The sequence below is a fragment of the Magnetospirillum sp. 15-1 genome (assembly GCF_900184795.1).
Taxonomy (GTDB): domain Bacteria; phylum Pseudomonadota; class Alphaproteobacteria; order Rhodospirillales; family Magnetospirillaceae; genus Phaeospirillum.
Genome location: NZ_FXXN01000019.1, coordinates 137,604 through 159,958 on the forward strand (window position 1 = coordinate 137,604; position 22,355 = coordinate 159,958).

The 22,355-nt window shown below is 66.9% G+C and carries 24 protein-coding genes; 13 read left to right on the forward strand and 11 right to left on the reverse strand.

Going from position 1 to position 22,355, the window contains the following annotated elements:
• Positions 1-59 precede the first annotated feature (59 nt).
• From CP958_RS05610 to CP958_RS05625, 4 genes are all read left to right on the forward strand, one after another.
• Positions 60-653, forward strand: coding sequence for a 4'-phosphopantetheinyl transferase superfamily protein (locus CP958_RS05610; RefSeq protein WP_096700993.1), 594 nt, complete (start codon positions 60-62; stop codon positions 651-653).
• Complete coding sequence (locus CP958_RS05615) at positions 650-4,627, forward strand: Pls/PosA family non-ribosomal peptide synthetase (protein ID WP_096700994.1); 3,978 nt, start codon at positions 650-652, stop codon at positions 4,625-4,627. Before CP958_RS05610 ends, CP958_RS05615 begins: the two co-directional genes overlap by 4 nt.
• Positions 4,624-4,842: a ribbon-helix-helix domain-containing protein gene (locus CP958_RS05620; RefSeq protein WP_096700995.1), complete on the forward strand. Its 219-nt coding sequence runs from the start codon at positions 4,624-4,626 to the stop codon at positions 4,840-4,842. Before CP958_RS05615 ends, CP958_RS05620 begins: the two co-directional genes overlap by 4 nt.
• A 327-nt stretch (positions 4,843-5,169) precedes the next feature.
• On the forward strand, positions 5,170-5,580 hold the full coding sequence (locus CP958_RS05625) for a DUF2934 domain-containing protein (RefSeq protein ID WP_096700996.1): 411 nt from the start codon (positions 5,170-5,172) through the stop codon (positions 5,578-5,580).
• Positions 5,581-5,585: 5 nt separating this feature from the next.
• Here the strand turns inward: CP958_RS05625 and CP958_RS05630 are convergent, their stop codons facing one another.
• Together CP958_RS05630 and CP958_RS05635 are read right to left on the reverse strand one after the other, a co-directional pair.
• Positions 5,586-8,336 (reverse strand): EAL domain-containing protein, encoded by a 2,751-nt coding sequence (locus CP958_RS05630; protein WP_096700997.1) that lies wholly within the window; start codon positions 8,334-8,336, stop codon positions 5,586-5,588.
• A complete protein-coding gene (locus tag CP958_RS05635) occupies positions 8,326-9,324 on the reverse strand; it encodes an ABC transporter substrate-binding protein (RefSeq protein ID WP_242442763.1) in 999 nt (332 codons plus the stop codon). The genes CP958_RS05630 and CP958_RS05635 overlap by 11 nt, the downstream gene beginning before the upstream one ends.
• Before the next feature lie 150 nt (positions 9,325-9,474).
• Between CP958_RS05635 and CP958_RS05640 the strand changes: the two genes are divergently transcribed.
• On the forward strand, positions 9,475-9,663 hold the full coding sequence (locus CP958_RS05640; RefSeq protein ID WP_242442764.1) for a hypothetical protein: 189 nt from the start codon (positions 9,475-9,477) through the stop codon (positions 9,661-9,663).
• Positions 9,656-9,940 (forward strand): DUF3572 domain-containing protein, encoded by a 285-nt coding sequence (locus CP958_RS05645; RefSeq protein ID WP_096700999.1) that lies wholly within the window; start codon positions 9,656-9,658, stop codon positions 9,938-9,940. Before CP958_RS05640 ends, CP958_RS05645 begins: the two co-directional genes overlap by 8 nt.
• 45 nt (positions 9,941-9,985) lie before the next feature.
• Here CP958_RS05645 and CP958_RS05650 read toward each other — a convergent pair whose 3' ends face one another.
• On the reverse strand, positions 9,986-10,537 hold the full coding sequence (locus CP958_RS05650; RefSeq protein WP_096701000.1) for an antibiotic biosynthesis monooxygenase: 552 nt from the start codon (positions 10,535-10,537) through the stop codon (positions 9,986-9,988).
• 114 nt (positions 10,538-10,651) lie between these two features.
• Between CP958_RS05650 and CP958_RS05655 the strand changes: the two genes are divergently transcribed.
• A complete protein-coding gene (locus tag CP958_RS05655; RefSeq protein ID WP_096701001.1) occupies positions 10,652-11,527 on the forward strand; it encodes a hypothetical protein in 876 nt (291 codons plus the stop codon).
• 186 nt (positions 11,528-11,713) lie between these two features.
• On the opposite strand, the gene CP958_RS05660 is transcribed toward CP958_RS05655, so the two are convergent.
• Entirely contained in the window at positions 11,714-12,103 is a 390-nt protein-coding gene (locus CP958_RS05660; RefSeq protein ID WP_096701002.1) for a hypothetical protein, read from the reverse strand.
• A gap of 113 nt (positions 12,104-12,216) precedes the next feature.
• On the opposite strand from CP958_RS05660, the gene CP958_RS05665 reads away from it, so the two are divergent.
• The gene (locus tag CP958_RS05665; protein ID WP_096701003.1) at positions 12,217-12,729 is read left to right on the forward strand and encodes a hypothetical protein; all 513 of its coding nucleotides are present in this window, start codon (positions 12,217-12,219) and stop codon (positions 12,727-12,729) included.
• A gap of 131 nt (positions 12,730-12,860) precedes the next feature.
• On the opposite strand, the gene CP958_RS05670 is transcribed toward CP958_RS05665, so the two are convergent.
• Positions 12,861-13,490: a response regulator transcription factor gene (locus CP958_RS05670; protein WP_096701004.1), complete on the reverse strand. Its 630-nt coding sequence runs from the start codon at positions 13,488-13,490 to the stop codon at positions 12,861-12,863.
• Positions 13,491-13,643: 153 nt separating this feature from the next.
• Between CP958_RS05670 and CP958_RS05675 the strand changes: the two genes are divergently transcribed.
• On the forward strand, positions 13,644-14,024 hold the full coding sequence (locus CP958_RS05675) for a hypothetical protein (RefSeq protein WP_096701005.1): 381 nt from the start codon (positions 13,644-13,646) through the stop codon (positions 14,022-14,024).
• Positions 14,025-14,041: 17 nt separating this feature from the next.
• On the opposite strand, the gene der is transcribed toward CP958_RS05675, so the two are convergent.
• The 4 genes from der to CP958_RS05695 all read right to left on the reverse strand — a co-directional run bounded on the left by der (position 14,042) and on the right by CP958_RS05695 (position 18,124).
• Complete coding sequence (der, locus tag CP958_RS05680; RefSeq protein WP_096701006.1) at positions 14,042-15,430, reverse strand: ribosome biogenesis GTPase Der; 1,389 nt, start codon at positions 15,428-15,430, stop codon at positions 14,042-14,044.
• Positions 15,431-15,440: 10 nt separating this feature from the next.
• A complete protein-coding gene (locus CP958_RS05685) occupies positions 15,441-16,772 on the reverse strand; it encodes a PQQ-like beta-propeller repeat protein (protein WP_096701007.1) in 1,332 nt (443 codons plus the stop codon).
• A gap of 3 nt (positions 16,773-16,775) precedes the next feature.
• Entirely contained in the window at positions 16,776-17,459 is a 684-nt protein-coding gene (locus CP958_RS05690; RefSeq protein ID WP_096701008.1) for a tetratricopeptide repeat protein, read from the reverse strand.
• A gap of 110 nt (positions 17,460-17,569) precedes the next feature.
• Positions 17,570-18,124 carry a thioredoxin family protein gene (locus CP958_RS05695; RefSeq protein ID WP_096701009.1) on the reverse strand — a complete coding sequence of 185 codons (555 nt, stop codon included), beginning with the start codon at positions 18,122-18,124 and terminating at the stop codon, positions 17,570-17,572.
• A gap of 94 nt (positions 18,125-18,218) precedes the next feature.
• Here CP958_RS05695 and CP958_RS05700 point away from each other — a divergent pair, with 94 nt between their 5' ends.
• From CP958_RS05700 to CP958_RS05710, 3 genes are all read left to right on the forward strand, one after another.
• Positions 18,219-18,599 (forward strand): hypothetical protein, encoded by a 381-nt coding sequence (locus tag CP958_RS05700; protein ID WP_096701010.1) that lies wholly within the window; start codon positions 18,219-18,221, stop codon positions 18,597-18,599.
• Between the two features lie 80 nt (positions 18,600-18,679).
• Entirely contained in the window at positions 18,680-19,015 is a 336-nt protein-coding gene (locus tag CP958_RS05705; protein WP_242442765.1) for a DUF2794 domain-containing protein, read from the forward strand.
• A 13-nt stretch (positions 19,016-19,028) separates the two neighbouring features.
• A complete protein-coding gene (locus CP958_RS05710) occupies positions 19,029-19,580 on the forward strand; it encodes a hypothetical protein (RefSeq protein ID WP_096701012.1) in 552 nt (183 codons plus the stop codon).
• 368 nt (positions 19,581-19,948) lie between these two features.
• Here the strand turns inward: CP958_RS05710 and CP958_RS05715 are convergent, their stop codons facing one another.
• Positions 19,949-21,001, reverse strand: a complete 1,053-nt coding sequence (locus CP958_RS05715; RefSeq protein WP_096701013.1) for an ATP-binding protein — start codon at positions 20,999-21,001, stop codon at positions 19,949-19,951.
• 160 nt (positions 21,002-21,161) lie between these two features.
• On the opposite strand from CP958_RS05715, the gene CP958_RS05720 reads away from it, so the two are divergent.
• Positions 21,162-21,866, forward strand: a complete 705-nt coding sequence (locus CP958_RS05720; protein ID WP_068432848.1) for a response regulator — start codon at positions 21,162-21,164, stop codon at positions 21,864-21,866.
• Between the two features lie 6 nt (positions 21,867-21,872).
• Here CP958_RS05720 and CP958_RS05725 read toward each other — a convergent pair whose 3' ends face one another.
• A complete protein-coding gene (locus tag CP958_RS05725; protein WP_096701014.1) occupies positions 21,873-22,334 on the reverse strand; it encodes a DUF983 domain-containing protein in 462 nt (153 codons plus the stop codon).
• Positions 22,335-22,355 lie beyond the last annotated feature (21 nt).

A 22,355-nucleotide genomic window follows, 5' to 3' on the forward strand; every position in this document is an offset into this window, starting at 1 on the left:
ACTGCTCAACAGAATGCCGTAACGGGACGGCGGAGTCGACGCTATTGGACACAGTACGATTGGATGGTCGGACCTGGCTTTACACCGGCATCGCCGCCAGCGCCGAGGCCCGGTCGCGACAGCTTGTCCGCCATCTGGGCGGCCGGTTAGGCCGGCCGGAGGGCGAGATCGCCATCGGGCGCGATTCCTTCGGCAAGCCCTTCCTGGCCGCTCCGGCCATGGAGTACTGGTTCAACGCCTCGTCCTGCGACGGGCTGATGCTGATCACCGAATCGCATGACGGTCCGGTGGGCGCCGATCTGGAGACGCTGGAGCGTTGCCGCGCCGTGTGGGAGGACGCCGCCCGGGAATTCCCGCCGGCCGAGCAGGCGCTGCTGGCCGGCCTGCCCCTCCGGGACCGCCCGCTGGCCTTCACCCGGTTGTGGACCGCCAAGGAAGCGGTGCTGAAGGCCCGCGGCACCGGCATCGTCGACGGGCTGGCCGAACCCGATCTGTCCTTTCTGCGCGATTTGGCTGCCCCGCCCCCCTGGCAGCCCACCAATGTCAACGTAGGACGTGACCGTTATGCCTTGACTTGGTATACCCTCACCATCGTCGAGGTCAGGGCCATCGCAGCGCGCGCCGAATCCTCGCCAAATCCGGGAATGACGTGACACAATCCTTGCCTTGCGCCCTGATCGGGCCCCGTGATCCTTCGCTGATTCGCGACGAGACCCTGTGGGAAATCTTCTCCGCCAGCGTGCGGGTGTTTCCCAACACCGCCGCCGCCACCTTCGGCGATCTCACCCTGACCTATGCCGAATTGTCGGCCCGCGCCCAAGCCGTGGCCCGTGCCCTGGCGGCGCGCGGCATCGGACGAGGCGATTTCGTCGGGCTGTGGATGAGCCGTTCCCTCGACTTACACGTGGCTCTGCTGGGAATCCTGGCGTCGGGCGCCGCCTATATCCCGTTCGATACCGAAGCACCCGCCGATCGGGTGGCCGAGTGCCTGGACGATTGCGCCGCCAAGGCGCTGATCGTCGACGCCTTCACCATGGGCGGCATCACCGGCGCCATGCCGTCCCACACCCTGATCCTGCCCACCCTGGAACAATCGGCGCCGTCCGGGACCTCGCCCGATCCGCGCGCCCAGGGCGCCAGTTCGGCCGATCCGGCCTATGCCATCTACACCTCGGGCTCCACCGGCAAGCCCAAGGCCATCGTCATCAGCCACGCGAACATCTGCCACTATCTGCGCGCCGCCAACTCCATCTACGGCCTGCGCTCCGACGATGTGGTGTTCCAGGGCGCCTCGGTGGCCTTCGACCTGTCGCTGGAAGAGATTTTCGTCCCCTATCTGGTGGGTGCGCGCCTGTGGATCGCCGGCCGCCGCACCCTGGCCGAGGCGGACCAATTGCCGCGCGTGCTGGCCGAGGCCGGCATCACGGTGCTGGACACGGTGCCGACCCTGCTCGGTCTGCTGCCCGGCGACATTCCCGGCCTGCGCGTCATCATCCTGGGCGGCGAGGCCTGCCCCCCCGCTTTGGCCGAGCGCTGGTGCCGTCCGGGGCGGCGTATCTTCAATTCCTACGGCCCCACCGAGACCACCGTGGTGGCCACCGTGGCGGAAGTGCAAGCCGGCAAGCCGGTGACCATCGGCCGCCCCATCCCCAATTACGTCTGCCACGTGGTGGATGATTTCACCCAGCCGGTCGCCCCCGGCGCCACCGGCGAACTGCTGATCGGCGGACCGGGTGTGGCGGCGGGCTATCTCGGCCGCCCCGAGCTGACCGCCGAGAAGTTCATCCATAACCCCTGGGATACGGACGGCGGCGCCCCGGTGCTCTACCGCTCGGGCGATGCGGTGGCGGTGGACGAAAACGGCGACATCACCTTCCACGGCCGTATCGACGATCAGGTGAAGATCCGCGGCTTCCGCGTCGAGCTGGGCGAGATCGAGGCCCGCCTCTCCGCCCTGCCCGGCGTCAATCAGGCGGCGGTATCGTTGCGCACCGACGACGGCATCGAGCGACTGGTGGCGACCATCGTGCCCGAGGCGGGGGCCAGCATCGAGGGCGGCGCCCTCAAGGAAGGCCTGCGCGGCCAGTTGCCCGCCTACATGGTGCCGTCCCACTTTCTGGTGGTCGACGAACTGCCCCGCCTGATCTCGGGCAAGCTGAACCGCAAGGCGCTGAAGGGCTTTCCCCTGGACCTGTCGGTGGGCGGCGGCGAGCAGGAAGAGCCGGCCACCCCCACCGAGGCGGCCCTGCTGGAGGCCGCCCGGCGGGCGTTCCCCGGCCAGGCCATTCCCTTCGAGGCCGATTTCTTCCTCGACCTCGGCGGTCATTCGCTGCTGGCCGCCAAGTTCGTCTCGGCGGTGCGCGAAACGCCGGCCCTGGCCAGCCTGACCCTCAACGAGATCTATTCCGCCCGCACCCTGCGGGCCATGGGAGCGCTGCTCGACGCCCGCGCCCCCGCCCCCGGCGCCAAGGCCGCCGACCTGTCCTTCGACCCGCCCACCCTGAAACGCCGGTTCCTGTGCGGTCTGGCCCAGGCCGTCGCCATGCCGTTCATCCTGGCGCTGACCACGGCGCCGTGGCTGGGCGTGTTCATTTCGTACATGCTGCTGTCGGGCGAGGATGCCAGCTTCCTCAAGGAGATGAGCACCCTGATGGTCACCTATGCGGTGATCAATGTGGGCACCGTCACCGCCTCCATCGCGCTGAAATGGGTGATCCTGGGGCGGACCAGGCCCGGACGGCACAAGCTGTGGGGGCCCTATTATTTCCGCTGGTGGCTGGCCCAGCGCGTGGTCAGCGTCGCCCACATCAAGTGGTTCCAGGGCACGCCGATCATGAGCATCTACCTGCGCCTGCTGGGCGCCAAGGTGGGCAGCGACTGCGTGCTGTCGGAAATGGAAGCCGGCGCCTTCGATCTGGTGAGCATCGGCAACGGCGTGTCCATCGGCGGCAAGACCCGGCTGGCCAATGCCGAGGCGATCGGCGACGAGCTGGTGATCGGCACCATCGCCATCGGCGACGACGCCTATATCGGCACCTCCTGCATGATCAGCCACGGCGTGGTGATCGAGACGGGCGGCGAGCTGGGCGACCTGACCTCCGTCGCGCCCGATGTGCGGGTGGGCCGCTACGAGCATTGGGACGGCTCGCCCGGCCGCAAGGTGGGCATGGTCGACGCGGCCGCCCTGCCCGAGGCCGCCCAAGCCAGCTTCGGCCGCAAGCTGGGGCTGACCCTGCTCTATGGCCTGATGCTGGTGGTCCTGCCGCCCATCAGCCTGCTGCCCATCTTCCCGGCCTTCTCCATTTTCGAGCGCCTGAGCGACGTCCTGGTGGGCGGCGAATACGCCACCATCCTGCCGCTGCTGGCCTGGCCCACCGCCATGGCGCTGATCGCCGTCACCGTGCTGCTGATCGCCATCGTGCGCTGGTCGGTGCTGCCGGTGGTGACGGCGGGCAGCTATTCCATCTATGGCGGCTTTTACGTCCGTAAATGGATCGTCGCCCTGGCCACCGAGCTGATGCTGGAGACCCTGTCGTCGCTCTACGCCACCGTCTACATGCGGCTGTGGTACCGCCTGATGGGCGCCAAGATCGGCAAGGACGCCGAGATTTCCTGCAATCTGGCCGGGCGCTACGACCTGACCGATATCGGGCCGGGCTGCTTCATCGCCGACGAGGTGGTGCTGGGCGACGAATGCGTGCGGCGCGGCTGGATGGTGCTGGAACCGGTGAAGACCGAAGCCCGCGTCTTCGTCGGCAACGACGCGGTGGTGCCGCCCGGCGCGGTCATTCCCACCGGCACGCTGATCGGCATCAAGTCGCGCCCGCCGACCAATGCCGAGATGTCGCCCGGCGACACCTGGTTCGGCAATCCGCCGTTCAAGCTGCCGGTACGCCAGCGCTTCGACGACGTGGGTTCCAACTGGACCTTCGCGCCGCCCCTGTGGCGCCGGGTGTTGCGCGCCGTGTTCGAGGCCTTCGCCGTCTCGTTGCCCACCGCGCTGTTCATCACCTTCGGCATCCTGACCGTCGACCTGCTGGCGCCCAGCATCCTGGCGCGGGACTACGCCATCGTCCTGCCGCTGTTCGTCGCCGCCTCGGTGGCCATTTCCTTCTCGCTGGCCCTGTCGTCGGTGGCGGTGAAGTGGCTGATGATGGGGGTCTACCGCCCCACCGCCAAGCCCATGTGGTCGTGGTGGGCGCTGCGGACCGAAGCCGTGGCGGTAATGTATTGGGGCCTGGCGGGCAAGGTGCTGCTGGACCACCTGCGCGGCACGCCGTTCCTGCCCTGGTTCCTGTGGCTGTACGGCTGCCGCTTCGGCTCCGGCGTGTTCATGGACACCACCGACATCACCGAGTTCGACTGCATCGAGGTCGGCGATTTCTGCGCCATCAACTCGCTGTCGGCGCTGCAGACCCACCTCTACGAAGATCGGGTGATGAAGGTGGGCCGCGTCAAGCTGGGCACCGGCGTCACGGTGGGTTCGGGTTCGACCGTTCTCTACGACACCGATGTGGGCGACTTCGCCCGCGTGGGCAAGCTGACCATCATCATGAAGGGCGAAGGCCTTCCCGCCCATTCCCAATGGGAGGGCGCGCCCGCCCAGACGGTTACCGTCCGGTCATGAGCGAACCGCTCAAACGCTCGGTCAAGATCGCCGGCCACGCCACCAGCGTGACGCTGGAGGCCGAGTTCTGGGACTGCCTGCGGGAGATGGCCCAGGACCGGGGCCTGTCCGTCAACCAGATGGTGGCCGAGATCGACTGCTCGCGCGGCGGCAACCTGTCCTCGGCCATCCGGGTGTTCGTCCTCAACGAACTTAAAAGACAAGCCGCCGGGTAACCCCGGCGGCTGTCGTCGCGAACTCCCGATCCTACTTGCTCAGCCGGCTCAGCACGAACCAGGCAAGCCCGCCGGTCACCGCCAGGATGAAGCCCAGAAACGCCAGGGCGATCACGGCATTGTCGTCGATAACCATAACTGTCCTCCCCCTCGGAAAACACGTCTTGACGCATGTCAAGACTAGCAGGGTAGGTAGCGGCCGGCTTTGATCTGGATCATTACGGAATATGTCATCGGACCATCACTTATGCGTCATTGAATCCCTATGCCGTTCGCCCTAGAATTATATAGTAAAAATACGGACAATCGGCAATCGGGAGGGACCCGATGGCAAGCCTGAATACGGAACGGCTGACTTTGGCGGAAACCGGCGCCCTGGCCTTGGACGAGGCGGCGCGGGAACTGGACAAGGCCAGCGATACGACCAGTTTCCTCAAGGCGCTGGAGCGTAACCAGCGGGTTTGGCGGACTTTGGCCCAGATCGCCATGGCGCGGGCCTGGCAATTCCCCAGCGAACGCCAAGTGGCCTATGCCCTGTCCACCAACGGCAACGGCAACGATGAACGCATCAATACCTTGATCGACATCAACCGGGAGGTCTCGGACATCCTGGCCCATGGCGACGACATCTCCCGCATCCGCGAGCGGGCTCATGCCATCTGGGAAAGCCGGGGCCAACCCCAGGGTCAGGACCTGGAACACTGGCTGCTGGCGGAAATGGAATTGTCCAGCGGCTAGTTTTTTTACGTCGGCGGGTCGGGGGTGCACACCAGGGGCAGGTATTCCGCCGCCTGCTCCGCCGGCAACGGGCGGGCGAAGAGGAAACCCTGGGCGAAATCACAGCCGTTCTCGCTCAGAAAGGCGCTTTGCGCCTCGGTCTCCACCCCTTCGGCGACCACGGCCAGGGACAGGGCCTTGGCCATGCGGATGATGGCGAGGCAGATGGCCTCGCCCTCGGGATCGCCGGGCAGGTCTGCGACAAAGGAACGGTCGATCTTCAGTACGTCCACGGGAAAGCGCTTCAGGTAGCTGAGGCTGGAATAGCCGGTGCCGAAATCGTCGATGCTGAGCTTGATGCCCAGATCCTTGAGGCGGAACAGAATGGCGCGCACCTGATCCACGTCACCCATCAGCATGCTTTCGGTCAGTTCCAGTTCGAGCAGCGATGACGGCAGGCCGTATTCGCGCAGCAGGGCGTCGATGTCGCTGGCCAAAGCCGGATTGCCCAACTGCCCCGCCGACAGGTTGACCGCCACCGGCAGCGCATTGCGTCCGTCCGAGCGCCAGCCGGCCATGGTCTCCAGGGTCTGGCGCAGCACCGTGTCGCCGATGGCGGCGATCAGGCCGCATTCCTCGGCCACCGGAATGAAGCGGGCGGGCGGCACCATGCCGTGCTCGGCGCAGTGCCAGCGGGCCAGGGCCTCGAATCCGGTGACACCGCCCCCGAGCAGCCGGACCTTGGGCTGCAGGTGGATGAACAGTTCGCCGTCGCGCAGGCCCCGGCGCAGGCTTTTCTCCAGCTCGCGGCGCTCGATCATCTGGCGGTCCATGGCGGCGGTGAAGAACTGATAGCCCAGCCGGCCCTTCTCCTTGGCCTTGTACATGGCGATGTCGGCCTTGCGGATCAGGGTCTCGGCATCGGTCCCGTCATCGGGCGCCATGGCGATGCCGATGGAGCATCCCACCTCGATGGCCTGGGCATCGATGGCGAAGGCGTCGCTCATCACCGCCAGCACCCGTTCGGCCAGTTCCACCGCCTTTTCCCGGCTCTGGATGTCGGGAGCCAGCAGGATGAACTCGTCGCCACCATGGCGACAGACGATATTGTGGCCGCCCTCGATGGAGCGCAGACGGTCGGCCACCTCGACCAGCAGCCGGTCGCCGAAGCTGTGGCCGAGAACGTCGTTGACCACCTTGAAGTTGTCCAGATCGATGAACAGCAGGCAATGCAGTTGCCGCGCCCCGGTCTCGGGCAGGATCTCGTCCAGCTTCTCGCGCAGCACCACCCGGTTGGCCAGCCCCGTCAGTGCGTCGTGGCGGGCCAGGAAGCGGATGTTGGACTCCGCCTCCTTGCGCGCCGAGATATCGCGCATGATGCCGGAATAGAAGCGGCTGCCCTTGAACGAGAAGCCGGCCAGGGTGACTTCCACCGGAAACAGGGTGCCGTCCTTGCGCTGGGCCGGCTGCTCGCGCGGGTCGGTGTTGACCTGACCGTCCGCCTGTTGCCGGATGTGGGCGAGGACTTCCCGGTGGCGCTCCCGCATGTGCTCGGGCATCAGTTGGGTGACGTCGTGGCCCAGGATTTCGTCCCGTTCGTAGCCGAACATGCGGGAGGCCCCCCGGTTCCACGACACGATGCGGCCGTCGGCATCGATCACCAGCAGGGCGTCGCTGGCGCTTTCCATCACCAGACGGAACTTTTCCTCGGAATCGCCCAGATCATGCAGCAGGTCGGCCACCCGGCCGGTCATGGAGTTGAAGGCGGCGGCCAGGGCGCCGACCTCGTCCGACGAGGTGACCGGCGCCCGCCGGGTCATGTCGCCGGCCTCCACGTCGCGCACCGCCTCGGCCAGGGCGCCGATGGGCGCCAGGATGGTGCGCTGGGCGTGGCGGACCAGAATCCAGGCGCCGATGCCGCCGAACAGCAGGACCAGGGCGACGATCAGCACCGTTCCGACCGGCAGTTTCAGGGCGTTGAGCAGCGGCTGCTCGACCACCACCAGGAAACGCCGCCCGCCGATCACGAAGGCCTCGCTGGTGGAGAAGGACCAGGCGCCGTCCAGCCCCCGGCCGATGCCGTCGATCACCGGCAGCGGCCGTACGGTGTGGGCCAGCACCACGGAAGGATTGCGGTGGGCGATCACCTGACCGGCATGGTCGAGGACGTAGCTGTTCAGATGCCCCAGGCCGGGCAGCGGCTGGGTCAGTTCCCACACCCGCCGGAAGCGGGCCTGGGCCAGGATGAAGCCTTCCGGCCGGCCGCTCTTCGGATCGATGGAGGGAACCGCCAGACCGATCATCGGCTCGTTGGTGGCGGCGTACTGGCGGATGCCGCCGATGGCGTTGGCGCCGCCGATCATGGCGGCCGCCACCTCGGGCAGATGGGCGACACCGGCCGCGCCAGAGGAAATCACCGGTTCATAGCGGCTGGCCCGCGCCAGGACGCCGCCCTCGACGTCCAACACCGCCACCTCGATGAACATGGGCTCGAAGGCGATCAGCCCCTCGACCAGCATCTGCCGCCCCCTGGCGTCGAGCATGGCCACGCCCTGGCGGCGGACCGGCTCCTCCAGTTCGAGGATCAGGGTTCCCAGGTAATTGCGGAAGTCGGACACAATGGCCCGGCCGACCTGCCGCTGGATGGCCTCGGTCTGGCGATCTTGCAGCCGGTAGACGGCCACGGACAGGGCGAGGCCGGCCAGCAGCAGCGGCCCCAGCGCCAGTCCGACGAAGGCGACGCGCAGCTTGCGGCGCAAGGAGATGTCAGCGGCCATCGTCCCCCCTTGCCGCCCGGATCAGCTCCGCCTGCCGCAGGATATGGTCGGGAACCTGAATCCCCAGCCGCCCCGCCGTCTCCATGTTGATCACCAATCGGAATTCCGCCGTCTCCACCGGCAGGTCGCCGGCGGGAACCCCGCCGAACACCTGGGCGGCCAGCCGGGCGCCCTGACCACCCAACGCCTTCATGTCCAGGCCATAGGACATGAAGGCGCCGTCCACCACCCCACCGCGCTGCGGGGTGGTCAGAGGCACGCCCCGGGCCAGGGTGGTCAGCATCATGCGCGGCACCTGCGACGCCACGAAGGCATCCACCGGCACGAACACCGCCCCCACGTCGGGGGCCATCCCCCCCAGGGCGGAATCCAGTTCCGCCACATTGCGCGCCAGGGCCAGATCGAGCCGGATCCCCAGATCGGCGGCCACCGGCCTGATCTTCTCCAGGGACGCCTTGGGCGACGGATCGTCGGGATTGTAGGGAACCAGCACCGCCTTGAGGCCGGGCAGCATGGTCTTCAGCCATTGCAGCCGCACCGGCTCCTGGATGCCGAAGGTGACGCCGGTGGCGTTGCGCCCCGGCCGCCCCAGGCTGTTCACCAGACCGATGGCGATGGGATCGCTGGCCGGAGCGAAAATCAGCGGAGTGCCGGTATCCTTCGCCACGGCGAAAGCCGCCTTGGCCGCCGGGGTGGAGAGGGTCAGGAACAGGTCGGGCCTCAGCCCCGCCAGCCGCTCCGCTTCCGCCTCCAGGGCGGGGCCGGTCACCGGCCCGCGATAGAGATAGGTGACCCGCCCGCCCTCGGCATAGCCCAGGGCCATCAGGCCGGACTTGAAACCGTCCAGGGCCTCTTCGGCGACAATGGCGTGGTTGAGGACGCCGATCACCAGCTTGCGCTCGTCGAAAACTCCACCCCAGCGGAGCAGCATGAAGACGGCCAAAAACGCGGCCCCCGCCACTGCCACCATCGTCCAGCGCAGCCGCATCCCGTTCTCCCGGTTCGGAACCCCATACATATGTAAAGGCAGATGGGAATGGCATGTTATGGCTTCAAGCCCGAACAATCCACCCTGCCAAATGGCTTGTTGTTTCTTTGTTCCGTTTATAATAGCTTTTTGTTCCATATGGAGGCGCCGATGGAAGAGCATTGGACCAGCGCGGCCCATGAAATGGTCGCCTATTTCGGACGAGAGGCGGTGGCGGTGGCCGCCCGCCGCGCTGCCGAGTTGGCGCGGCGGGGCGACTGGCCGGCGGCCGACCGCGCCATGCTGCTGTTGAGCCGGGTGGAGCGGCTGAACCGGGAGAAAGGGGCCGGCCATGCGTGACGCCACGCTTTCACCGGTCTCGGCCGAGGTGACCGCACTGCAGGCCTTGGCCTGGGTGGTCACCGACCAGGACCGGGCCATGCGCTTCCTGGCGCTGACCGGCTGCGACTCCGAGACCTTGCGGCGGCGGGCAGGCGAGGCCGACGTGCTGGGAGCGGTGCTGGATTTCCTGCTGGACGACGAGGCGTCGCTGCTGGCCTTCGCCGACGAGGTGGACCTGCCGGCCCAGTCGGTGGCCCTGGCCCGCTTCGCCCTGCCCGGCGCGCTGCGGCGTTAGCGGCGCACGCCGCGATCGGCCGCCATTGAGGCGGCGCGCGTCTCCCTATCTCCCAAACAGCCAGGGCCGCAGCAGCCTTGTGACCTGGGGCATGAAGACGTAGGTCATCAGCACGACCTGGGCGGTGACCATAATCAGGGCCCGCAGCCACACGGGCAATCCGGCGATCTGCGGCCCGACGGTAAAGCTCAGCCCCATGACCACGCCATAGGCCACCAGGGTGACCACCAGGGCCATCTTATGGGGCGAGGGGCGAATCTGGGCGGGCACCTCGGGCAGGTCGAACCAGAATTCCAGGCCGGTGACGCGCTTGACCAGCCCCTCGCCCTCGACCATCCCCTCCAGTTCCAGCAGGAATTCGGCCCGCTCCTCGGATTTCTCGAAGGCGTGGCACTGCTCCCAGTTGGAGAAGCGGTAGATGGTGACGTAGGCGTATTCGGTGGCGGCGGCCGGCCGCAGCACGTTGACGCCCTGATAGCCCGGCCAGCGGGAGACCTCGGCGGTGACCCGCGAAATCCAGGCTTCATAATCGGCCTCGCGGCCCGGCACCGCCTTGCGGGCGATGCTGACGGTCACCGGTCCGGTTTGCCCATCCATGCTTGCTCCCTTTTTCCGCGCTCAACCGCCATTCCTATCTGGGAGTTGAAAACCCGTGTGGACAAGGACCACAATGCCGCCATTCCCGGTGGGCGAACAGGATCGGATTTCCTCATGCAGTTTTGGTCGATGGCGGCGGTGGCGGTGATGGCGACGCTCGGCCTTGGCTCCGGCGCCGGCGCGGCGGAGTCCCAGGCCGCCACACCCCCGGCCAAGGGCGTGCCGGGCGCCCCCATCGCCGTCGCCGTGGCCGTGGAGAATTTCTCCCTGGTGGAACGGGCGCCGGTATCCAACGGCTTCGGCATCTTCACCATCGAGGCCACCGGACTGCTGCCGGCCCCGCGCAAGCGCGACAGCTTCACCCCCACCGAGGACGAGCACTTCTACACCCTGCGCCGCACGGTGGAGCGCTTCCTGCTGCGCAAGGAAATACCGCGCGGCTGGACCAACTCCAACGAGGCCACCTTCTCGTTCAAGAACGAGCTGGCCCGCTTTCCCCATGCCGACGGCATCGCCTATGCGGTGGAAGGGGAACTGGCGCTGCACGGTGCCAAGCCCATTCCGGTGGGCGTGACCCTGGTGGCGCCGCCCGACGGCATGGTGTTGCGCTATTCCATCGGCATCATGGCCGCCAATCAGACCCTGCTCATGAAGGAGGGAGTGATCGACGGCCCCAACCGCAAGGTCGGCTGGATGCTGTCGCTGCGTCCCAGCGGTCCCGACGCCGCCATTCCGGTTCGCGCCGTTTTCGCCGTCCGCGCCGAAGGCGGCGACGAGGCGGCCCAGCGGGCGGCGCTCGAAGGCGTCACCGCCACCCTCAACGCCTCCAGCGACGGGCGTTCCGCCGTGGCCGAACGGGTCAACGACGCCTCGGAATGGCTGAAGCCCATGCAGGTGTTCGTACGTCCCGATCAGGTGACCGGCAAGGGCGGCGGCAAGGAAGGCAAGGACGCCAAGGAAGAGAAGAAGGAAAAGAAGGGGGGGCATTGAGCCCCGCCTATATCGCCATGGAAGACCCGGCCCCGCCCAAGCCCCCCACCACCCGCTCCGGACGCCCCACCCGGACCGAACCGCCCGAGGATTGCCCGGTCAAGGACCGTTGCCGCCGGGCGCGTGCCCAGGTCTGCCTGGATTGCGGCGCGGAGCAAAAGCTGCGGCGGCAACGGCGCAAGAGGGTCAATCCACCCCCGCCGCCTTGTCCAGCTGACCCACAATGAAGCCCACGACGATCAGGATGAAGGGCAGGAGGAACAGGCACCACACCACGGCGTGGACCATCCGGTCGCGGACGGAATTATCCGCCTCCAGCGCGCCGTCGGCAGCCGCCATCGGTGCGGCGACGGTCATCGCCGCCAGCCGGGGCCATAGCACCAGCCGATAAAGAACCCCGAGGCAGAGACAGGCCAGGGCGGTCACTCCGACGATACGGGCTCCGATGGCCGCCGCCACGTCGAGGCGCATTCCCATGACCATCAGCCAGACCGGCGCGGTAAGGCCCGCTCCGGCGGGCAGCAGGACGGCACAGATGACCAGGAAGATCCCAAGGGGAGACGACGGCAGGCGCATGGCGGGCTTTCAGCAGGAACCGGGGCGCGCAGCTTACCATCCCAGCCTGACGTTTGCGTGACAACCGGTCCGCCCTATATAGGAGGCATCGTTTTTTCAATGTGAACAGGCCCATGACCGACCGCACGCCCCGCCGCAATCCCTTCCTCTCGGCCCTGCTGGTGCCGCCCGCCGTGCTGCTGATGCTGCTCGAGGAGGTGATCTGGGCCGGGCTGAAGGCGCTGATGGCCCGGCTCGGCCGGCTGCCGGTGGTCGCCCGGCTGGAGGCCCGCATCCAGACCCTGCCGCCCATGGGAGCGGCGGCGCTGTTCCTGGCGCCGGGCGCCGTCCTGCTTCCCTTCAAGCTGGCCGCCCTGTGGGCCATGGCCCAGGGACACTTCTTCTGGGGATTGCTGGTGCTGCTGGCCGCCAAGCTGACCGCCACCGCCCTGTTCGCCCGCATCTACACGCTGTGCAAGCCGACCCTGATGACGGTCGCGTGGTTCGTGCGCCTGCACGACTGGATCAGCGCCGCCAAGGCCTGGGCCCATGCGCGGCTGAACAGCTGGGGATTGTGGCGTCTGGCCCGCCGGTCCATTGGCAGGCTGCGGACCTGGGCGGCGCGAATGGTCGCCGCCCTGTCCTAGAGTGCATCAGCTTCAAGCTGAAGCACTCCAGGGTTCTGGACATACGAAAAAGCTTTTTCACGGCTCAAACGCCGCTCGGGCTTAAGAGTTTTTCGATTTCCCGATTCAGCTTAAGTGCAAAAAACTCTAAACTACTCGATCAGCCCGCGCCGGATGGCATAGGCCGCCAGTTCGGCGGAATTATGCAGGTCGAGCTTCTGCATGATCTTGGTGCGGTGGGTCTCCACCGTCTTGATGGCGATGCCCAGATCGTCGGCGATCTCGCGGTTCTTGTGGCCGCGGGCGATCAGTTGCAGCACCTCGCGCTCGCGGGCGGTCAGCGAGCCGCCGCCCATATCCGAACCTTCCAGGTATTCCTTCACCAGATCCTCGGACAGACCGGGACCCAGATAGGTCTTGCCGGCGCAAACCGCCTTGATGGCCGCCATCAGTTCGGCGTGGCCGAGCTTCTTCAGGGCATAGCCGTCGGCGCCGGCGGCCAGGGCCTCGGCCACCCGCCGCTCGCAATTGGCGACGGTCAGGACCAGAACCCGCACCTGGGGAGCGACCTGCTTGATACGCCGCGTCGCCTCGACACCGTCCAGCTCGGGCATGGACAGGTCCATCAGCACCACGTCGGGCGACAGGGTACGGGCCATCTCCAGCGCGCCCTTGCCGTCCTCGGCCTCGCCGACGATGGTGACATCGTCAACCGCCAGCAGGGCAACCAGGCCCTGACGAACCAGCTGTTGATCCTCGGCTATCAGAATGCGTACCGTCACAGTCGTTCTCCTCCGCCTGCCGGATAATCGCCGAGTTCAGGCCCCACATCAAGGGAATGCGCATTCAAATGCCTATTCCCGCCCCAGAGCCGCCGTAGTGATCGATCGATTTTCCCATGTCTGTGAAATGCATCACATTAAGGATGATTTGTCATGAAAATCGCTGTCGCCGTTGATTCCCGCTACGGCAAGGTCGCCGGTCATGCGGGGCGGGCTCGCCATTGGCTGGTCTATGACCAGAACTCGGGTTCGCCCCCTGCCCCGGTCGAGCTGGAGCCCGCCCAGGTGTTCCACCACTACGAGGGCAACGGCCCTCACCCCCTGGACGGCATGGACGCGGTAATCGCCATTTCGGCGGGGGAAGGCTTCATGAAGCGTATGCAGGCCCGCGGCGTCGACGCCCGTCAGACCGCCGAGACCGTCCCCGACAAGGCGGTCGCCGATTATCTGGCGGAATGCCTCTCGGACCCCAGGCCGCGCCCCATCGGTTCGCTGATCTGCAAGACCCTGGACCTGTTCTCCAGGCACAAATAGGCGTGGCCGGGACGGCCTCAGCCGTCCTTGTCCGCATAGGGATTCTTGCCGCCGCGCACATAGAGGCGGACGGGGACGCCCGGCAGGTCGAAAGCCTCGCGCAGGCCATTGACCAGATAGCGCGTATAGGATTCCGGCAGTTCGTCCGGCTTGGTGGCGAACAGCACGAAGGTCGGCGGCCGGGCCTTGGCCTGAGTCATGTAGCGGATCTTATAGCGCCGCCCGCCGGGCAGGGCCGGCGGCGGATGGCGTTCGATCATATCTTCCAGCCAGCGGTTGAGCTGGGCGGTGGGAATGCGCCGGTTCCAATGGGTCCAGGTGTCGACCACCGCGTCCATCAGCCGCTCGACCCCCTTGCCGGTCAGCGCCGACAGGGTCACCGTCGCCACGCCCTTGGCCTGGGGCAGCGAGGTTTCCAGGCGATCCCTGAGACGCTTCAGCGCCGCCTGGGGATCGTCGATCACGTCCCACTTGTTGATGGCCAGCACCAGGGCGCGGCCCTCCTCCACCACCAGCCGGGCGATGGTCAGGTCCTGCTTGTCCAGGATGGCGGCGGCATCCATCACCAGCACCACCACCTCGGACATGCGGATGGTCTCGATGGTGTTGCCCACCGACAGCTTCTCGATGGCGTCGTAGATCTGGGCCTTCTTGCGCAGGCCGGCGGTGTCCACCAGCTTCATGCGGCGGCCCCGGTGTTCCCACTCCACCGCGATGGCGTCGCGGGTCAGACCGGCCTCGGGACCGGTCAGCAGACGATCCTGGCCCAGAAGCTGGTTGCCGAGCGTCGACTTGCCCACGTTGGGGCGGCCGACGATGGCCATGGTCAGCGGACGGCTGGGGTCGGGCTCGCCATCGTCGCCGGCCGGCTCCTCCTCGGGATTTTCGCCATCCTCGGTCAGCGCCCCGGCCTTGATGGCATGGTCGCGCAGCGCCTCGAACAATTCGTACATGCCCTCGCCGTGCTCGGCCGAGACCGCCACCGGCTCGCCCATGCCCAGGCCGTAGGATTCGTAAAGGCCGGGAGCGCCGGCCTTGCCCTCGCATTTGTTGGCCACCAGGATGACCGGGGTGGGCAGACGGCGCAGGTGATCGGCGAAGTGGCGGTCCAGGGGGGTGACGCCGGCGCGGGCATCGATCAGCAGCAGGGCCACGTCGGCCTCGGACACCGCCATGTCGGTCTGGCGACGCATGCGCGCCTCGACGGAATCGCCACCGTCGTCCTCGAAGCCGGCGGTGTCCACCACCTGGAACTCCATGCCCAGCAGGCTGGCGCGGCCTTCGCGGCGATCGCGGGTCACGCCGGGCAGATCATGGACGATGGCCAGGCGCTTGCCCACCAGACGGTTGAACAGGGTGGACTTGCCCACATTGGGGCGCCCGATGATGGCCACGGTGAACGGCATGAAATGAACTCTAACGGTAGGCGACGAGATCGGCGTCGTCGGTCAGGAAATACAGGGTGTCGTTGGCAACCGCCGGGGCGATGCTGATGCCGGCGGGCGCCTCCTCCCACCCCAGCATGTCGCCGGTATAGGGCGACAGCGATACCAGCTTGCCGTCGGACGACGCCAGGATCAGACGGTCCGAGGCCAGGACCGGTCCGACCCAGACGATACGGCCGTCGCGTTCCTTGGGGTTCACCCAATTCTGCATCTCGGTCACCCAGACGATGCGGCCGGTCTTCGCTTCGAGCGCCAACACTTCGTTGTTGTTGGTCAGAATGAAGAGGTAATCGCCGGCGATCCACGGACTCTGGACGCCGCCGATCTCCTTTTCCCAGATACGCCGGCCGCTGCGCTGGTCCAGGCAGACCAGCATGTCGGCGTTGCTGATGGCGTAGACACGGTTACGATCGATGGCGGGACGGCCGCGAATGTCGAGCAGCGCACCGACATTCTCGGTGCGGCGCACCGTGGACAGCGAATCCTGCCAGATCATCGAGCCATTCTCGACCCGCAGCGCGAACAACTCACCCGAGGAATAGGGAACCACCACCATGTTGCCGTCGACGGCGGGGGAATTGCCGGCCAGCAGACCGGTGGATTCGGTGATGCCGGCATGGGTCCACAGCACCGAACCGTCCTCGGCCGACAGGGCATGAGTCTGGTTGTCGACGGTCACCGCGAACACCCGGCCGCCACGTACGGTGGGCGAGCCGCGCAACGGCCCCGAAACGCTCTGGCGCCAGTCGATCTTGCCGTTGCGGGCATCGAGCGCCACCACCTGGGCGAAGCCGGTGGCGGCGAAAATCTGGCCGTCCTCGTAGGCCAGGCCGCCGCTGGTATAGACCTCGGAGGTATCCTCGGGGGTAAGGTCCCTCTCCCACAGCCGCTTGCCGGTCGTGGCGTCGAAGGCGCTCACCATGGATGAAGCGTCGACGGTGAAGACCTTGCCCTCGGCGATGATGGGCTGCCCCAGCAGACGGCGGCGCTTGCCGGCGCCGGTTCCGGCGCTGCTCGTCCAGACGCGCTGCAGGGCGTCGCCCACCTCCATGTGGTGCATGGCGTGGTTGGAATAGCCGCCGGCCTGGGGCCAATCCTCGTTACTTTCGGGTGGCGGCAGGATGATCTTGGCCAGGGCCCCGCCGATGTCGGGCTCGACCGCCTTTTCACGCGACAGCACCGAGATGCGCTTGCCCGGCAGGGGCGGCGCCTTGTTCTCTCCCAGCCACGAATCGCAGCCGCCCAGTGCGAGCACGGCGATCAAGACACCGGCGATCCTGCGCGTCATGACGGTCATTCCCATGAATCAGCTCCTGGCGCGTTGCCCGGTGGCGGCAAGCATTTCCGCGGCGCGGGTGCGAAGTCCCTGGGGTGCGGCGGCATCCTCGGCGATCTTGGCGAACAGTTCGGCGGCGCGCGGCGCATCGCCGCGTTTCAAGGCGACCAGAGCCAGAATCTCGCGGGCGGAATGGCGCCACGAGCTGGCTTCCGCCGCCAACGGCTCCACCGACTTCTCGATGGCGGCGGCATCGCCGCTGTCCAGGACAAGATAGGCGGCCCGGATGGCCGACATGTCGCGATAGACCTTGTCCACCGAACCATCGGCGGCCACCTTGCCGTACAGGGCGGCGGCGCCGGCGAAGTCGCCCGCCTGCTGCAGCATGTCGGCGCGGCGCAGTTCGGCCAGCAGGCGATAGCCCTTGGGCCCTTCGGCCACGAGCTTGCCCAGCACCTCGGCGGCCTCGTCCTTCTTGCCCTGCTCGACCAGCACCGCCGTCTCGGAATAGCGGGACGAGGCGGCCTGACGCTGCTTGGCCTCCCAGCCCTGCCAGCCCTGCCAGCCGGCTACGGCCAGCACCAGCACCACGGCGGCACCGGTCAACAGACCGCCGTGCTTTTTCCACAGCTTGTTAAGCTCCTCCTGCCGCAAATCCTCGTCCACCTCCTTGATCAGAAGGTCGGCGGCGGCATCGTCGTGCTTGTCGGTCAAGGAACTCTACTCCATGCGGGCGGTCACGCTCCCGGCCTTGTGTCCTGGAGCCGCGCCGTAACATAGTCCGCCCCGGCCCCCTTGGCAAACACTGCCGTGGTCCGGAGCCCCTATGGCTCGCGCCACTTGATCGAGCAACCCATGCTGGGAACCTGATTGTCCGGCCCCCGGCCGGTCGCCGCCACCAGACGCATGGCCTCCAGCAATTCCCGCCGGACCTCGGGACCGGCCGGCAGACGCCCGGATTCGTCCAGGCGGCCGCGATAGCGCAGACGGCCACCGCGGTCCAATCCGAAGAAATCCGGGGTGCAGACCGCGCCCCAGGCCCGCGCCACCGCCTGGCTTTCATCGAACAGGTAAGGAAAATCCATGCCGTGGACGCGGGCGAACGCCTTCATATTATCGAAGGAATCCTCGGGATATTGCTCGGGATCATTGGCGTTGATCGCCACCACGCCGATATCGTCGGCCCGCAGCAGCGCCGCATCGCGGACCAGGCGGTCGATGATGGCCACGACGTAAGGACAATGATTGCAGATGAAGGCGACCAGCGTACCCCGGTCGCCGCGAAGGTCGGCAAGGCTCCAGGCCCGCCCGTCGATGCCCGGCAAGACAAAGCCCGGCGCCGTCCAATTCTCGGCGCGGGCGGGAGTGGTCACGGCCATGTCTTCAGGTCCCCTACCTCGGCAGAATCTGCCCATTGATTCCGTTCTGGCGCGGTCCCACAATATAGCTCAATAGGTTAGCAGGGTCATAGAAATGATCGGGCGCGTCACAGCATTGGTGGGAATTGTCGCGGTCGCGGGCTGCGCCTGGGTCGAGTCGGGAGGCACGCTCAACCCTAATCTTCGCCCGCGCCCCACGTTCTACACCTTCATGCAGTTGGAAGCGCTGAGCCTGATCAACACCCACAAGACGGTGGGCGACCATATCATCGGCTGGATCACCGACAAGGATTGTTCGAGCCCGCGGGCGGAGCGCGGCGATGCCTATTGCATGGAGGTGCCGGGCCGGCCGACCCCACCGCCCCAGGTCTACTGCTACAGCACCCTGGCCCGGCCCACCTGCTATTCACAGCCTTATAACGAGGGCAACGACCGTCTTATCGGCTTCGTCCCCGCCTCCACTCCCATCCGCTAGGCGCAAGTCCCATCTAATACTCGACAGATACCATCCCCTGCGCGACAGTAAAGCAAAGGGCAAGACCGGTGGGGTGGCCGATGGCAACATTGATCCGGATGTCGGAATACCGGGAGGGATCGGGGTTCGTTCATTTCGAGCGGGGTGAGATAACGCAATTGCTGACGCTCTATGCGACGCGGGTGGCCCGGGGCGAGTGGCGCGACTACGCCATCGACGTTCTTCCGGAGGGCGCGGTGTTCTCCATCTTCCGTCATGCCCTCGAACGCCCCCTCTACACGGTCACCAAATCGGCGTCCGGCCCGAAAGGCGCCACCTGGAGCATCGCCCGATCCGGCCGGACCGTATCGCGCTTTCCCTCCCTGGCCGGTGCGCTGGCTGCCCTGGAAGGGGCTCCCCACCCCGTTGCCACCTAGGAGCGGAGAGACCATGCGCCGCGTCATCGCCGCCCTGATGGTGACCGTTCTGCTCGGCTGCGCCGTGCCGCCGCCGCCGCCGCCCGAAATGAGCATCGAGGAACGCGAGGAGTTCCGTCAGGACATGCTGGCGGACATCGATAAGGTGGAGATCTTTCTGCAAAAGACCCGGCGGGGCATCAACCTGACGGAAATCACCCTGGGCTGGTTCGTCATGATCCTGCTCAACGAACTCAGCGCCCATGATGCCGGGCTATACGCCCATATCCATCACGATGACGCCAACGCCGAGCTTTACCTGCGCAACGACTTCCAGCCCGGCCCGGCCCGCGAGATCGCCGCGCTCGAGACCCTGGCCCGTCAGGGCGAAGCCGATATCCGTCTGGCGGCCCGGGATGCGCTGGTCTGCCTGACCACCATTCCCGATCCGAAAACGTCGGAGGGGCAGCAGAAGGAGGCCAGGACGGAACTGATCGCCGCCCTCCTGAGTCTCAAGCGCCACCTGAACCAGATCGCGGCGGCCCACCGCCTGCCCAGCGCCGAGCTTCCCGGCTCCGGCAACTGATATCGCCCGCCTCCGGGCGCCCCCGAACATTCCTGACGCAATGACGCCGATGGCGCCGATGACGTCGCCGGCGAGGGGCCGACCGCATCATCCCGTCCAGCGGCCGGTTTGATCGAAATGCCCCGAAAACGAAGGAGAGGGAGCGTTTGGGGGCCGCTCCCTCTCCAAGCCCCCTCGCGGCCTTGGGGTTCGGGGATGGCCGCGAAGGAACATTTGAAATTTTTCGGCGGCTGCGAGGAGGGGGCGTTGGGGGCGCCCCCTCCTCTCCGATCGTGCCCGCGGCCTTGGGGTTCGGGGATGGCCGCAAGCTGACCGTGCCACCAAGGAGACGTCGCCCGAGGGCGTCCGCCACCTCGTCTCCAACCGCCTCAGGCGGCCCTGTTGTTCTCCCCCTGCCGGAGCAAGGCGGCACCCAGTCGCAGACTGAAGCCGAACGAACTGCCCGCCCCGTTTTCCGAATCGGCCCAGACCGAGCCGCCGAGACGTTCCACCAGCCGGCGAACCACCGCCAGGCCAGTGCCGATCCCCGGGGCCGCGCGGTCGCCGCCGCCATGGGGGCGATAGAAGATTTCGAACATGCGGACCATCCGGGCTGGATCAATGCCCTGTCCGTTGTCACACACCTTGATGCGGGCCATGTCGCCCTCGCGCACCACGGAAACGTGGATCACCGGCCGGCGGTCGGGCGACCGGTAGCGCACGGCGTTATCGAGCAACTGGACGAAAATCTCGATCAGCGAAGCCTGATCGGCCTCCACCTCGGGCAGCGGGTCGACCACCAGGGTCGCCCCGGCCTCGGCCAGGACTTCCGCCAGACGCTGGCGGGCGATGGTCATGGCGACCCAGGCCGAACTCACCTCGCCGGTACGCGGAATGGAATCCACCGCCACGAACTCCCGAAGGCCACCGACCAGGGCCCGCATGCGCCGGGCGCCGTCGATCACATGGCCCACATAATCCCGCACCTCGGCGTCGCAGCCGGCCTTGTCGTGGCTGGCCAGCAACTGGGAGTAGGCCACCATGCGGCGCAGCGGTTCCTGCAGATCGTGGGCGGCAACGTCGGCGATGCGCTCCAGGTCGGCCACGTAGCGGCGCAGCCGGTTGCGCTGCTCGATCAGTTCCGCCTCCCTGAGGCGCAGACGCTCGGCGGTCCGCCTTTGCCAGTAGACCGCCTGAATCAGCAGAAGGGTCAGCCCGCCCACCCCCAGGACCACGATGGCCGCCAGGAGCATGTTGCCGATCCGCCCGTTCTGCATGGGATGGGATGCGCCGGTGGGGATGAATTGCCGGTCAAGGCCGGAATCCATGCCCAGCCCAAGCCAGAACAGCGCAACCAAAAGGATGCCGACCACGGCGGAAAGCCGGCCGAAGCCGCCGCCATCGTCGAAACGCCCAATGATCGGAATGTGCCGAGGCACCATGCTGTCTCCACCCCGCCCCGTCAGCGATGGCCGGCGGGGAAACCCAGTGGAGCTTTTATAGATGCAAGTTCACAACAGAATTACGGCAGTGATTGAATTACGCGGCAATACCCTGTAAACGATTGGTGAATACCGAACAGACCGTCGGCCGGAGAATGCAGTGTCGGCAAAAGCACACGTCTTGATCGTCGAGGACGAACCCGTCACCCGTGCGAAGCTCGCCGCCTATCTTACCGGCGAGGGCTTCCAGGTGAGCGAGGCGGCGGATGCCAAGGACATGAAGGCCATCGTGTCGCGCACCGTGCCGGACGTGGTGCTGCTCGACATCAACCTTCCCGATGAAAGCGGCCTGATCCTGGCGCGCGAGCTGCGCGCCAAGTCCTCGGTGGGCATCATCCTGGTCACCGCCCGCCAGGACGAGACCGACCGGATCGTCGGGCTCGAGATCGGCGCCGACGACTACATCACCAAGCCGTTCAACCCTCGGGAACTGGCGGTGCGGGTGCGCAACCTGCAGCGCCGCGTCGCCCCGACCATGGCCGCCGAGCGCTCGGCCACCGGCATCCATAACTTCGCCGGCTGGCGCCTGGATTGCGACGCCCGCCAACTGACCTCGCCGACCGGTGAACTGGTACGGCTGACCCGCGGCGAATTCGACGTGCTGGCCGCCCTGGCCCGCAATGCCGGCCGGGCGCTCACCCGCGATCAGTTGCTCGACTTGACCCAGCATGACGGCGAGGCGGTCATCGACCGCACCATCGACGTGCTGGTCGGCCGCCTGCGCCGCAAGATCGAGGCGGATTCGCGCCACCCCTCCATCATCCTGACGGTGCACGGCGTCGGCTATCGGCTGGTGGCGAACTAGCCTCCCCTATCCGTGGCGCTCCACATCGCCCTGGACCTCGTCGCCCCTGAGGCCGTGCGCCCACATCAGACCGAGCACCGCCCCCTTGACCCGGGGCAGCAGGCGCCAGATCAGCAAGCCCAGACCGCTCACCGCCACCACCATCTGCACCTCCAGGGGCGGATGCCAGGCCTGCTCGGCCATCAGGGTCAGTGGCACCACCACGTGAGCGGCGATCAGCATGGTGAAATAGGCGGGGCCGTCATCGGCCTTGATGTGGCCTAGGCGTTCGCCGCAATAGGGACAGGCGGCGCGAATGCGCAGATAGCCCTCCATGCTGGCTCCGACGCCGCAGCGGGGGCATAGCTGCCGCACCCCGCGCCACAGGGATTGAAAGATAGGACGGTGATGGCCGTCTTCATCGTCCGCCGGCAGATTGGCGGGCGGAGGGGCTGGCTTGCAGACGGGAACGCGCAGGCGATGGGGCATTCGACGGCTCTTTGCGAATAA